We start from the raw sequence: 12,861 nt of genomic DNA on the forward strand, positions 1-12,861 counted from the left end.
TGATGTTTGCGATTGTTGCTGTTGAGTCATATGCGCCAGAATACTCTGAAATTTATCTCGTGACATAATTCCTACTTGTAATGTTTTCATTTATTATCTCGTTCCCTTATCATAGTGAGGCTAGGCATTAGAATTACCAAATCAGCAAACTCTATTTAAACCTTATCGAGATTTAAAAAATAACGAGTCGCTTTAAGTTCCCCAGTTCGTTTGAAAATATCTTTTTTAACCAAATCATTTAGATCTCTGGTTGTTGTAGCGATGGGCGCGCCTGTTATGCTCATATAATTTTTAGCACTTAAACCGCCTACAAATCCTTCAGGCCCAGCATGAAATAATCTTAATAACACCTTTTCTTGCCTTGGATTAATTTTCCCTTCCGCCTCCCTTAAAATTACAGATTTCTTAATAATAAAATCAATATACAAATAAGTGTTTTGTTGCGCTTCCAAAGCAATGTTAGCAAACCAAATTAACCAAGAGGTTAAGTCTAAAGTTTTACTTGCTAAACCTAATTGCTGATAATATTCCTTTCTCTTTTTTAATAATACTTTTGCCAATACCGTCATTACTGGTTTTGAAAATCCTTGTGATAGAGCTTTTTCTGCTATAGCTCGTCCTATTCTTCCATTCCCATCCTCAAAAGGGTGGATGCTCTCAAACCATAAGTGGGCTATTCCTGCTCGAGTTAATGTCGGTAAAGGTGCTGCTCCGACTGGAGAGCTCCTTTCAAACCAATTAATAAATTGATCCATTTCGGCCAGAACACGTGTTGAGGGAGGGGCTTCAAAATGGATTTTTCGATCATAATCAGGTCCAGAAACAATTTGCATTGCTTCTTCATGCTTACGATATTGACCAATATGTTCCAAATGCTGGCTAGCCCCCATTAAAAATTGATGCCATTCAAATAAAATCTGATGTGTTAGTGGGCTAGAAATCGTTTGATATAAATTAACCATCATTTTAGCGATCCCACGCTCTGCCAAGCTAGCTCCTGGAACTTTTACAGACAAGCCTAACTCTTTTTGTATAGAAGATTGCACGCTATCTCTATTTAAATGCTCTCCCTCTATTTCAGAGCTATCTAAAGCGTCTGTACACATTAAATCAATAAATAAATTTTGTTTACCTTCCTGAGAAATGTGTTGCGAAGAACCAATAATAATACCTGCATTCTCAGTAAAAGATTGCTCAAACATAACTAATTTATCTGAGTCCCAAGTAAAATTTGGCCAATTTTCAAGCTGCCAATTCCATTTCATGATTAATAACCTCATATTTTATTAATCAAAATATAGCACAATAGTGATTAATAAAGTATGGGTTTATTAATCAGAGAACTAGGTTTTTAGTCTCTTTGGCAAGTAAGAGGGGGAAATTTTCACTTGTTTACTTTCATTTTAGGTCAGAGATAATTATTATTTTTACCAAGATCATTGTTCTACCCTCCTCCCATGTGAGTTCACAGATATTATACTTTTAAAAATGAATTGCGCTGCCGTCTAATACGGGCTACGCGCTACGCTAGCTATGCTGCGTGGTTTAGGTTTGCGAATTTGTAATGAAATTACTTCATTGAGTCGCTTATTTATTGAACATGCTGCGATATAATGTGTGATTTCCGTTATTGCTTTCTATAATATGTGATTTTATTCTAAAATAACTTTACAAGGCTTCATATCATGTACACTCCTACAGAAATTGATAATTCGTCCTTCAGAAATCTGCTTCATAGTACAATAGCCCAAATTGATTCGTTTTATGGGACTTTTAAGGATAAATATGAGACAAATGATAAGGGAAAATTGAATTTTCTAACATCATACACAAATGGTTCTTCGGCTTTTAGAAAGGATATTTTAGATGATTCAAAATATATTCTTGAGAGTTTAAAACGTAGTCCACCAAGAAATTTAGAGGAATTAAAAGGATTTTTTGAAGCTACAATAGGTAAGTTACAGAGTAAATGCCTTAAGAATGGCTTTCATGAATCTTCATTATTAAATCTGCTAAAAGAAATTTGTTCCAATTTAGAAAGCATTAATTCTAACGAATTAAAAGAAAATACAAGTATATCTTTTGGGAAATAGCGGGATCAGAGTTGGTAACAGCAAGCGTAGGTTGCTTCGTCTAATACGGGCTACGCTTGCTGGGGAGATAGCGAGTCATTTCGAATTAACTGGATGGAAACAAGGCACAGCATGCCAAGCAGCGGAAAAGTGTTTTAATGTTTGGCTAGAGGACTTTGGAGAAAATGGTAATCGAGAAGATCGAGCCATACTATCTCAAGTTCGGGCATTCTTTGAAAAGAAGGTGCAAGTCGGTTTGAAAGCGAAAATCATCCCAATAGCGAACGTCTTTATAACCGGGCTGCCTTTTATCACACGAATAATGAAGGGTTCCGTATTTTTATGGTTTTATCCGAAGTGTACAGAAAAGAAATTTGCCTAGGGTTTGAACCTAAAATGGTGAATAAAGTGCTTATTAACGCTGGCTGGATTATTCCGGGTAATGATGGCAAAGCCTCACAAAAACGAAGAATTAAAGGAGTTGGATTTCCTAGGTGTTATGTTTTTACTGATAAAGTATGGTCTGACGAGTTTTAATTGTCCCACCCGTTCCACCATCAATTTTGACAGTGGAACGTCTCTAGCCCAGTAAATAAGCGAGGGTTCCACTTGTCCCATTTGTTCCATGTATTTTTTAGTCAGGTGCAAAATGTATTAGGTTCTATCGACTTTAAAATCCTATGATTTTTACATATTTCGATTTCCTCAAAAAACAGGCTGTTGGAGTGGGGAGCTATACTTACTAATAGTATTAAACAGCGAGAGTAAGTATGAAAAGGAATCGTCCGGATCTTTCTGAGTTAGTATTCCATTGGTGTAAAAGCAAGAGCCAAAATTTTAATGAAGCTTTTCAATCACTCCTGGATATAATCAAAGATAAAAAAATTGCTGGTAATTCAACTAATGTAAAAGGAGGCTGGAGAGTAGTTTGTTTTACTGAAGCCCCTTTGAAAGCAGTTACAAGCCTGTCTCACGGACCTTATTTACCTTTTGGTATAGCAATAGACAAAAAATTATTGTTTTCTCAAGGAGGGAGGCCAGTAATTTATCAGCCAAAAGCTGACTATGAATTGCTTGCAGATGAGATTAAGTGGAAACATATGTCATATGATCCTAGAGAGGAAAATTTTTGTGATTTTACATGGGAAAGAGAATGGCGCATAAAGGCCGATTATTTTGAACTTAATGAAGATGATATAACTATAGTTGTCCCAAACCAAGAATGGGAGCATAAATTGGAACATCTTTACACTATTAATCAGGTTGAAGAGTATTACCTTTATGAGACCCTAATGGGGCCGGGATGTGGACCGATACCTGTAAAATATTTAATCTTTTCTATAGAGAACAAAAAATAAAATTATAAAATTTCTTCATTTGTCATCATTTTCAACTCATTGGCAATATACTTTTGAAATTATAGACCGAATTTTTTAAGAATAACTTTTTAAAGTAATTTATAGAAGTAGCCTTTAATATCATTTTCTTGCTTTCATTCTTCGACCCATATGCGACACGTGAAGCATTCATGAAATAGGGATCGTTTAACTTATTGATTTTAATATGCCGCTGAGAAGAATCGAACTCCCGACCTTTTGATTACGAATCAACTGCTCTACCGACTGAGCTACAGCGGCTTATGGAAAAGTATACCCAAGTTGTATGTTGATGCAACTTTTAGTAGACGTCTTAATTTTAAAATCGAAATACGCTCTTTTGTATATAAAAATAATGATTATTATTTTTTTTATCGTCTATTCTCTTAGATAAATCAACAAATAAGATATTTTGTAATAATTTTCACTAATTTAGTAAAAAAATATCCAAATAGGTAAAAAATGATTTATAATACCCTCTTTAAAATTTTTTGTATCAGTTAAAAAAGAAATTTAGTATAAATAAAAAATATTTCTGATTTTTTAATTAAGAATGGTTTTAAATTATTGCAGATGAATATAACATAGCGTCACCCAAAAATATGACAACCTGTGAGAAACAAACAGCCCGTGAAAAAGAGTAAGATTGAAACAGACAAACCCATTAAAGATAGTGGTTATAGCCGAAGATTGAAAGACCGTCATGTGCAGCTAATTGCCTTGGGGGGGATTATCGGCTCAGGCTATTTTTTAGGTACCGGTGAAGTGATTAACCTGGTCGGACCTGCCGTGTTTCTAGCTTATATACTAGGCGGCTTAATTATTTTTCTCACCATGCTTTGTATGGGTGAACTTGCTGTGGCAATTCCCATTTCAGGTTCCTTTGTTACTTATACCGCTGATTTTATATCTCCATCCGTTGCCTGTGGCGTAGGCTGGTCGTATTGGATAAGTTGGGTCGCCTATATCCCCGCAGAATGTGTTGCAGGGGGTATCATTATGGAAATGTTTACGGGTGTAAATGGTTATGTCTGGGCGGTTTGTTTTGGTTTACTAATTACCTATATTAATCTTGCGAAAGTAGATACTTTTGGTGAAATCGAATTTTGGCTGGCTTTAATTAAGATTTTAGCTTTATTTGGCTTTGTTATTTTAGCTATTTTAATATTCTTAGGCTTAATTCAGGGTCCAGGATCGGATGGATTTATTGGATCTAAATACATTTTCGGCGATGGAGGACTCCTTCCTAACGGTACGATGTCCCTATTAACCGCTATGGTTCTGCTGTTGGTTAACTATCAAGGCTCTGAAATTATTGGTCTTGCTGCAGGAGAATCAGAAAACCCTGCACGGATGATTCCCCATGCAATTCGCAATGTAACCTTAAGAATTCTTTTCATCTACATTATTCCGGTATTTTGCTTGGTATTAATTTTCCCTTGGCAAAAAGCTGGATTATCTAACTCCGTGTTTGCAGATGCCCTAAATTTTTACAATCTCAAGTGGGCCGGTGCGGTAACCAGTTTTGTGACACTGAGCGCTACCTTATCTTGTGCTAATTCAGGGTTTTATGGCACAGTTCGTGCCCTGAATGCTTTGGCTCGTGATGGTATGGCGCCACATACTTTTGCCAAATTTAATCATAATTCAGTACCACAAAATGCAATTATTGCTACCTTAATCACAATCTGGATTCTTTTAGGCGTTGGGTACTTTTTCGGACAAACCCAACTCTACATCGCCCTACTTCTTGTCTCTGGATTTACAGGAACTCTGGCTTGGATCTCCTTGTGCACTTCACAAATTCGGTTCAGGAATCGATTATACCAAGCTGGCTATACTACAGCGAACCTGCGCTATGTAACTCCATACTCTCCCTATACTGGGATCCTCGCAATCATCCTGATGTGTATTGCCTTATTCTTCCTTGTGTTGAATAAAGACCCTACTTATAAGCTTGCTTTTTACATAGGTATGGTTAGCTTTATTATTCCTATCATAATCTATAAGGTTTTTGATTTATCAAAGAAAAGGAAAAAAGCACTACACCTCAAGACTCGTGTTAAATTCCAGGATCTCTTTCCCCCCGTTTAACAGATACAAGCCCAAACTAAATTTGGGCTTGGCTTTTAAGTAAATCTCATACTACAAAAAATTTTAAATCGCTAGTGAGTGTTCTGTTTTGTTTTCTTTCTCAGGAGAAAATTGACTCTGAATCGTAGTAAATAATCCTTGAATGAAATTTTTATTTCTCTTGTGACAAAAAAAAGTACTTAATCCAGCTCGTGATCCCCTTTTCTCCTGCAATAAGCTAACACCCTCTTGACCTAAAGGATTTAAACAGATGTCTAACCGCTCTAATTGCTTTAACTTTTCGGGTTTCATTTTAGCTATTGCTTTAATAGTTAATTTATTATTGTTAAGAATTAATCCTCTAATGCTTTGATTTTCGTTAATTAAACTAATAGCACCGGCATCACCAATTATATTTGTGCCTAGATCGAGAAAATTTAGTTTTTTATGCGCTGCCAAATACTTTACGCCTCTAAGAGTAATTTGATTATTGCTTAATATAAGTCGCCGTACATTATTTCGCGCTAAACTTTTTGCGCATTCATCATCAAGCTCATTATCGCTTAAAGTGAGCTGTTCAAGAGTTGAATTTCTAATAAAAAATTTTAAACCCTGGGCGGTAATGTTTTTGTTATATACATTATTATTAGAACTCAGATCTAATTTTTTAAGAGAGGTCATGTCAGCTAGTAAGCTCATACCTTTATCCGAGATTTTATTAGTTCGTAAGGAAAGTACTTCAATAGAGCTTAGTCTTGATAAGATTTTAACTTTATCATCATCAATCATACAGCAATTCAATTTAATTCTTTTTAAATGGGTATTTGCGTTGATTGCATCAACAAGTTCGTACAAACATTCCTCGCTTATCTTTTGATCACTTAAGTCTAAACAAACTAAATCTGGTACATTATTTTGTAATAAGGCAATTGCTTCATTTAAGTGTATTTTTCTGTATCTAGGCATGAATGGCTCACATTTAATTCAAATTGGATTATAATTTAATTGCATAACCTTTTTTTGTACACAGATAAAGTATAGGTTTTAATCCATGGCTATATGGCAAGATGTTTACGCCCTTGATGATTGGCTTCTGATTTTAAAAAGTTGTAAACAACATGATGATCCAAATGCTGAAGAATTAATCAATAAACTATCTAATCTATTAGAAGAATATCATAATATTTCAAAAGTAAACTTAAAAAATATTAACACACGACAAAAAAAATTATCACAAATAGCACAGCTTGCTCAACAATATAAAGATTATTTAGGGGATCAATTTATAACCAAAGAACAAGAAAACGTAACTGAAGATAAATTTCCCTATGGATTTTTGGAATCCACTTCAAGAAAGCCCCGAAAAGATACACGGCTGAAAGGCTCTATAGATCCCTGGATTCATGGATTACTACAAAGAGCTAACAAAAAAATAAATTACTTAGATAAATTGAAAGAGTATTATAAGCATGCAAATTCAAAATATGTTGATAAGAAATCGCTACTTAAGACACTCAAGACTGAAGAAAAAGAACATTGTAAACAGAAATTTTTTCGCTTAAGCAGTGGAACCTTATTGGAAAAGCAAGATCCGGTTCATCGTCCTATTGAATTTATGCTCGATGATTTAAAAAATAAACGCAATACTGCAGAATATCCAATGAATATGGCTTTTTATCAGTGGGTTGAAAGCAATACTAAAATTCCTTTCTTCTTATGGTTGGAACAACATCCTATTAGCACTTCCACCCGAGATATCAGTAATAATTGGCGTGGTTATTATAAAAATAAAATGGGCCCTGTGCATTATGAGTCTTCAGAAAACGTATCGGTACGCATTGAACATGTGGATGGTGATTATAAATTAATGGCTCAAAAAATAAGCTCTGAGGATGTATTTGAATTAAATACCAATCAATTAGCTGATTTTGTTTTTAAGGTTGGTTGTCCGATCGGGGCAACTGCTTTTATTTGGGATACAAAAGATAAGAACCATTTCTATACACATATTCACGAATCTGGTACTTATCATCATTCCACGATGACTTCCGGTAAAAAGGTACGCGGTGCGGGGATGTGGCTAGTAGAACATGGGAAAATAAAGTCTATTGATAATAACAGTGGTCATTACAAACCCACTTCATTATCTTTTTATAAGTTAATTTATTTCTTACACAATAAGAATCTACTGGATCGAGAGATACAAATCGCTGACTTACGTAGGCCTAAAAGACATATAGAAAAAGGTAATATTTTTTCTGGCTTCGAAAATGATTATACCCCCTTAGACAGTTATCTAGAATGGGCAGAAAGTTTACCAGAAATTAAAAAATATTTACAAAAAAAAGGTATCCCACCTTTAAGTGAACGATGCAGACTTGATACTAAAGAAATAAGTTCCCAAAAGCTTTAGTTTCCCTCTGAGCACTAAAATTAATGTAACTTTTGTCCATTAGGTACTTTAGGTTCGGTGGTGATAAGGCATATCGCCCCATTCTCATCAGAAAATCCAACCAGCAAAAATTGGGAAGTGAAGCCTGCAATATTTTTTTCACCCAAGTTGACACATCCAACTACGGAGCGCCCCAATAAAGTTTCCGGGGTATAATGTGCAGTAACTTGTGCTGAGGTTTGTAAGACGCCTATATCTTTGCCGAAATCCACCCATACTTTATAGGCTGGCTTCTTTGCACGAGGAAATTCTTCCACTTTAACCACGGTACCTGAGCGTAATTCAACTTTAGCAAAATCATCGAACGATATAATCATTTTAAAATCTCTTCCTCATAAATCAGGAGCATAAAAAGACTCATAAACCAATTAAGTTGCTGAAACAACACTATTGGTATTTAACTCAGGAACCAAGCTCTTTAATAAAATAAACAATTCATCGGTTTGATTTTCCTGGCAAGCGGTATTTAGTAAACGCATTGTTTGAATTAACTCGTCCCAATTAAGTTCACGGAATTTTGCCTTAAACAATTTTTCGTGTTCTGTCGAAGCCAATTGTTCGGACTCATGGAACAACTCTTCAAATAATTTCTCTCCGGGGCGTAATCCGGTGTATTCAATCATAATGTCCTTTCCAGGCTCTTTTCCTGCTAAACGAATCATTTGTTCTGCCAAATAGCTGATTTTAACAGGCTCTCCCATATCCAGAACGAAAATTTCTCCCCCGCTTCCATTGACCATAGCCTGCAAAATCAACTGACATGCTTCAGGGATAGTCATAAAATATCGTTGCATATCAGGATGGGTTACTTTTATAGGACCACCACTTTGTAATTGCTTTTGAAATAGGGGAACAACACTTCCCGCTGAACCCAAAACATTTCCAAAACGGACTGTAATGAATTGAGTGTTAACCCTCCCATTCAGATTCTGACAATAAATCTCAGCAACGCGTTTGGTAGTTCCCATAATGTTGGTCGGATTTACTGCCTTATCCGTAGAAATCAAAATAAACTTTCCAACCCCAACAGTAATACTAGCCTTTGCAACAATCTGGGTTCCAAGTACGTTATTTATTACCGCAACACGTATTTGATCCTGTAAAAGTGGAACATGCTTGTATGCTGCAGCATGAAATACTATTTCCGGTAAAAAATCAGCAAAGAGATGATTAATTGCTACTTCATCTGTAACACTGATCAATTTAAGTTCTAAAGGAATATCTGGGAAAGTTTGTCGCAGTTCAAGTTCAATTTGATATAAATTAAATTCGCTGTTTTCGACTATGGCCAAACTCTTAGGTTTAAGGGCTAAAATTTGCCGGCACAGCTCTGAACCAATTGATCCTCCCCCTCCAGTAACCAATACTCGTTTTCCAGCAATACCCGCTGTTAATCGGTCCCATTGTAAGTTTACCTGATCTCTACCTAATAGATCTTCGATATTAACTGGCCTTAATGCATTCACTTCCACTCGTCCAGCCGCTAAAGCATTGAGACCTGGTAGGGTACTGAACGGAGTCTGGCTTTCCTCACAGCAGGTCACAATACGGCGCATCAATGAAGAACTTGCTGATGGAATAGCAATAAAAATCAAATCAATATCATACTCTTTTACTCGCTCGGCAATTTGGCTCGTTGTTCCCAAAACCGGTATGCCATGAACTTCTAAACCACGTTTTGCTAAATTATCATCAATAAAACCTACTGGCAGGTACTGATTGGAACGTTTTAAATCACGACCAAGTCCTTCACCAGCCATCCCCGCCCCGATAATAAGAACCCTTTTCATTTCAGTTGCTTTATTCCATTTGGCTCGTTTATCCCAATAGATTCTTCTCAATATTCTAAAACTACAAAGAATAGTAGTTAAAATCAGACAATATAAAGGAAATACAGAGCGAGGAACTTCATGAACTATCGAAGCTACATATAAAACAGGGATCGCCAACACAGTAGCAGAAAGAGTAGTCTTTAAAATTCGCATTACATCATTCAATGAAAAAAAGCGCCACAAACCGCGATATGTTTTAAAATAAAAGTAGCAAGAAACTTGAATCGTGGTTAAAAGAGTCAAGGCAATAAGGAAATGCGTCGAAGTAAATATTTTAGGAGAAGGGTGCATGTTATAACGCAACCAATATGCTGTAAACCATGCTACTGGAATAGCAAGAATATCACAAAGAAAAACTGGTAATTTTTTATGCAGTTTTTGCAGAAATATTGGCATTTTGTGTATCATACAAGAATCATCCTTCACTCATTTTATTTTCTTATTATCGTAAGATAGTACACTATGTTGATATGTAACTCATCAAAAATCACTTCGCACTAAGGTATTCATTAATTCCACATCTATTTCTTTTCAAGTGAAGACAAAGAGGAATTTTCATATATTTCATAGCGATAAATTGAATCACGATTATCGGTCATATAAGCTTTACTTAATTTATAGTCGTGATTGTTACTCAAAGCTTTTTTTAAACAAACATCGCTGGGGGTATATATTACTCTTCCTTGTTCAATAAGCGAAGTTAAAATGATAAATGCGGGTTTTTTATGCAGAACTTCCTTACAAAACTCCTCATACATGTGTTCCGCTGGAAAATGAGCCATTGTTACATTGTTTAAACAATATGAGTCAATAAAATTTAATGGGCTAGCATAAGGAATCAATCCGCTATCCGCTAAAACCACCCAATCGTTGGGAGATGCATAATTATTTAACCACTCTACTACCTTGCCACGTAATTGTTCTCCTTTAACTGGATTTTGGCTAAAATACTGGTAATCTGCCAAACTCATGGCTGGCACAAATAAAAACAAAACCACAAAAAAACTTAAATAAAAAAGCAATGCAAAAATGAAATCTTCTTTTTGTCTCAATGCAAAAACTATACTACGGATACCTTGTACGACCAGAGGAAGCATTAGGGCAAATGCAGGTAAAAAGAGTCGATTATCAAATGCCACTACAGGATCGGCTTTTGCTAACATAATTAAATAAACAAGACTGGGTAACCACAAAAAATAATGCCGTTTATCCTGAGACTTGATGCAAGCAGGTAAAGACAACAGAGCTAAAGGCCAAATTAATTTGAGATAATGAATATCCAAGGAAAAAGGGAAAGACTGCGATAATCCTTTACAATAGACTGAGTTGGGAAAAAAATATCCAAAATAAATAAGACGCCAAAGAAAATAAGGCCCATAAAACAATATGAGAGTGAGGCAAAATAGTAAAACGCCATACCCGTATTGTCCTATTTTTTCTTTAGGCCTATCCCAACACATCAGCAGGAAAAACAAAAACATAAATGCAGGTGCTTCAGGTCTTGTCATTCCCGCCAGAGCAAGCAAAATTCCAGCGTTTACAAAATAGACTATTCTTATGGCTGCACGTGCATTAGGAAAAGGGTTATATCCCAATCCCCTCAGACAACAATACACGGCTCCGCATATAAATGACTCATATACCGCAGTTTCCAAGCCACTCGTTGCCCATATAATCTGTCCTTTATAAAATAATAAACCCATACAGGGCAGAAGTGATTCTCGTGTGGAAAGCCAAAGTCTGCTTATTAGATAAATGAAGAAACAGGTAAACAATAGCCCTAACAGTCCAGCCATTTTTAAAACAACTACGGGGTTACCCTTTAATAGGAGTGTTAAAGCCCCTAAAGCGACCAAGCTAAAGTTAGAATACCCTTCTACTGGAGAAGTATTCACATTCCATAATATGCCCTCTCCTGCAGCCCAATGCTTGGCATAGCGCAAAGAAATATACATATCATCGATAGTAAATGACCAAATTGCTTGGATCTGTAGAATAAATAAATATATGAATAAAACAATTAGAATGCTGTCATACCAACGCACCCCAGATTTCATTGAGCCAAAGCCATAAACGTTAAAACTACAAAACACCAAAGATTGATTCGAGATAACCGATCGCTTAAAAAAACTATAACAGGGTCATCATTTTCAATGTTCTGCGTAGCAAGCCAGGCAAAACGCCACAATGCAATTGCTGCAAAAGGAACAGTTAACATAAAATAAAAAGACTCATCTCGAGCATAAATAATATAGAAAACGTAAGTAATGAAACTGGCGAAACCAATTACAAGAATTAGCCAGTGAAGCACTATAGGATTATATTTCTTCAATACCTTACGTGTAGCATGCTTAAGACCCAATTGCATTTCCATTTGTCGTTTGTTCAAAGCAATAAAGAGGCTAAGCAATGTTGCAGTAACAATTAACCAAATAGAAATGGGTAAGCCGATACCCACCGTCCCTGCCAATACGCGTAGCATAAAACCTGCAGCAATACAGAGCACATCAACAATGGGAATCAATTTAAAAAGATGGTTATAGGCCACATTAATTACTAAATAAATGCAAAGTATAATTGCCAGTTTTTTAGAGATTAACCAACCTAAAGTAAGTCCTGTGAGAAGTAATAAAAACAACATAAAAATTGCTTCGGAAATAGAAACGCTTCCACTTGCTATTGGTCTATGTCGTTTGTGGGGATGCAAACTGTCTTCGGTTTTATCTTCGATGTCGTTATAAATGTATATGGCACTTGAAATCAAGCAAAAAGCTAAAGAAGCGAGTAAAGCAGGTATAAAATATCCAGGAGTGGGTGTATAACAAAAGCCCAGCATCACAAAGACAGCTTTGGCCCAGTGGGACACACGAAGAAGCAGAAATAAATGTTTCAGCCTTTCCATGACACTCCCTTTTTTTATATCATTTATCAATTCAATCACCTTATCTGTTCCTGTAAAAGATACAGCCCAGGCAACAAGGCAGCGCATAACTTAGGCATAAGTTAAACGACCTCCATACCCAGCACATCCATCAAACGATAGTCATTTAGTTAAA

The 12,861-nt window shown here is 35.8% G+C and carries 11 protein-coding genes and 1 tRNA gene; 5 read left to right on the forward strand and 7 right to left on the reverse strand.

All coding sequences use genetic code 11. The annotated features are described in order from the left end of the window. Positions 1-155 precede the first annotated feature (155 nt). A complete protein-coding gene (locus tag ACWTE2_RS09120) occupies positions 156-1,265 on the reverse strand; it encodes a Fic family protein (RefSeq protein WP_454785100.1) in 1,110 nt (369 codons plus the stop codon). A 420-nt stretch (positions 1,266-1,685) separates the two neighbouring features. Between ACWTE2_RS09120 and ACWTE2_RS09125 the strand changes: the two genes are divergently transcribed. The 3 genes from ACWTE2_RS09125 (at position 1,686) to ACWTE2_RS09135 (ending at position 3,430) form a co-directional block, all read left to right on the forward strand. Next, positions 1,686-2,093, forward strand: a complete 408-nt coding sequence (locus ACWTE2_RS09125) for a hypothetical protein (RefSeq protein WP_454785101.1) — start codon at positions 1,686-1,688, stop codon at positions 2,091-2,093. Between the two features lie 31 nt (positions 2,094-2,124). Then, the gene (locus tag ACWTE2_RS09130) at positions 2,125-2,454 is read left to right on the forward strand and encodes a hypothetical protein (protein ID WP_454785102.1); all 330 of its coding nucleotides are present in this window, start codon (positions 2,125-2,127) and stop codon (positions 2,452-2,454) included. A gap of 388 nt (positions 2,455-2,842) precedes the next feature. After that, positions 2,843-3,430 (forward strand): hypothetical protein, encoded by a 588-nt coding sequence (locus ACWTE2_RS09135; protein ID WP_454785103.1) that lies wholly within the window; start codon positions 2,843-2,845, stop codon positions 3,428-3,430. A 206-nt stretch (positions 3,431-3,636) separates the two neighbouring features. On the opposite strand, the gene ACWTE2_RS09140 is transcribed toward ACWTE2_RS09135, so the two are convergent. Beyond that, positions 3,637-3,709, reverse strand: a tRNA-Thr gene (locus tag ACWTE2_RS09140). A gap of 369 nt (positions 3,710-4,078) precedes the next feature. Here ACWTE2_RS09140 and ACWTE2_RS09145 point away from each other — a divergent pair. Further along, on the forward strand, positions 4,079-5,542 hold the full coding sequence (locus tag ACWTE2_RS09145) for an amino acid permease (protein WP_454785104.1): 1,464 nt from the start codon (positions 4,079-4,081) through the stop codon (positions 5,540-5,542). A 63-nt stretch (positions 5,543-5,605) separates the two neighbouring features. On the opposite strand, the gene ACWTE2_RS09150 is transcribed toward ACWTE2_RS09145, so the two are convergent. Next, on the reverse strand, positions 5,606-6,487 hold the full coding sequence (locus tag ACWTE2_RS09150) for a leucine-rich repeat domain-containing protein (protein ID WP_454785105.1): 882 nt from the start codon (positions 6,485-6,487) through the stop codon (positions 5,606-5,608). Between the two features lie 85 nt (positions 6,488-6,572). On the opposite strand from ACWTE2_RS09150, the gene ACWTE2_RS09155 reads away from it, so the two are divergent. Then, positions 6,573-7,934, forward strand: a complete 1,362-nt coding sequence (locus ACWTE2_RS09155; RefSeq protein WP_454785106.1) for a hypothetical protein — start codon at positions 6,573-6,575, stop codon at positions 7,932-7,934. A gap of 20 nt (positions 7,935-7,954) precedes the next feature. Here ACWTE2_RS09155 and ACWTE2_RS09160 read toward each other — a convergent pair whose 3' ends face one another. The 4 genes from ACWTE2_RS09160 to ACWTE2_RS09175 form a co-directional block, all read right to left on the reverse strand. Beyond that, complete coding sequence (locus ACWTE2_RS09160; RefSeq protein ID WP_182393030.1) at positions 7,955-8,290, reverse strand: tRNA-binding protein; 336 nt, start codon at positions 8,288-8,290, stop codon at positions 7,955-7,957. Positions 8,291-8,341: 51 nt separating this feature from the next. Continuing rightward, on the reverse strand, positions 8,342-10,213 hold the full coding sequence (locus ACWTE2_RS09165; protein WP_454785107.1) for a polysaccharide biosynthesis protein: 1,872 nt from the start codon (positions 10,211-10,213) through the stop codon (positions 8,342-8,344). A gap of 113 nt (positions 10,214-10,326) precedes the next feature. Then, positions 10,327-11,862 carry a protein LphB gene (locus tag ACWTE2_RS09170; protein ID WP_454785108.1) on the reverse strand — a complete coding sequence of 512 codons (1,536 nt, stop codon included), beginning with the start codon at positions 11,860-11,862 and terminating at the stop codon, positions 10,327-10,329. Continuing rightward, positions 11,859-12,746: a decaprenyl-phosphate phosphoribosyltransferase gene (locus ACWTE2_RS09175; protein ID WP_454785109.1), complete on the reverse strand. Its 888-nt coding sequence runs from the start codon at positions 12,744-12,746 to the stop codon at positions 11,859-11,861. Before ACWTE2_RS09175 ends, ACWTE2_RS09170 begins: the two co-directional genes overlap by 4 nt. Positions 12,747-12,861 lie beyond the last annotated feature (115 nt).

The sequence above is a fragment of the Legionella nigrisilvae genome, assembly GCF_977063395.2.

Excerpts from the sequence above, each read along its gene's own strand:
- ACWTE2_RS09120 (WP_454785100.1), bottom strand. The coding sequence starts at position 1,265 with ATGAAATGGAATTGGCAGCTTGAAAATTGGCCAAATTTTACTTGGGAC.
- ACWTE2_RS09125 (WP_454785101.1), top strand. The coding sequence starts at position 1,686 with ATGTACACTCCTACAGAAATTGATAATTCGTCCTTCAGAAATCTGCTT.
- ACWTE2_RS09135 (WP_454785103.1), top strand. The coding sequence starts at position 2,843 with ATGAAAAGGAATCGTCCGGATCTTTCTGAGTTAGTATTCCATTGGTGT.
- ACWTE2_RS09150 (WP_454785105.1), bottom strand. The coding sequence starts at position 6,487 with ATGCCTAGATACAGAAAAATACACTTAAATGAAGCAATTGCCTTATTA.
- ACWTE2_RS09155 (WP_454785106.1), top strand. The coding sequence starts at position 6,573 with ATGGCTATATGGCAAGATGTTTACGCCCTTGATGATTGGCTTCTGATT.
- ACWTE2_RS09160 (WP_182393030.1), bottom strand. The coding sequence starts at position 8,290 with ATGATTATATCGTTCGATGATTTTGCTAAAGTTGAATTACGCTCAGGT.
- ACWTE2_RS09165 (WP_454785107.1), bottom strand. The coding sequence starts at position 10,213 with ATGATACACAAAATGCCAATATTTCTGCAAAAACTGCATAAAAAATTA.
- ACWTE2_RS09170 (WP_454785108.1), bottom strand. The coding sequence starts at position 11,862 with ATGAAATCTGGGGTGCGTTGGTATGACAGCATTCTAATTGTTTTATTC.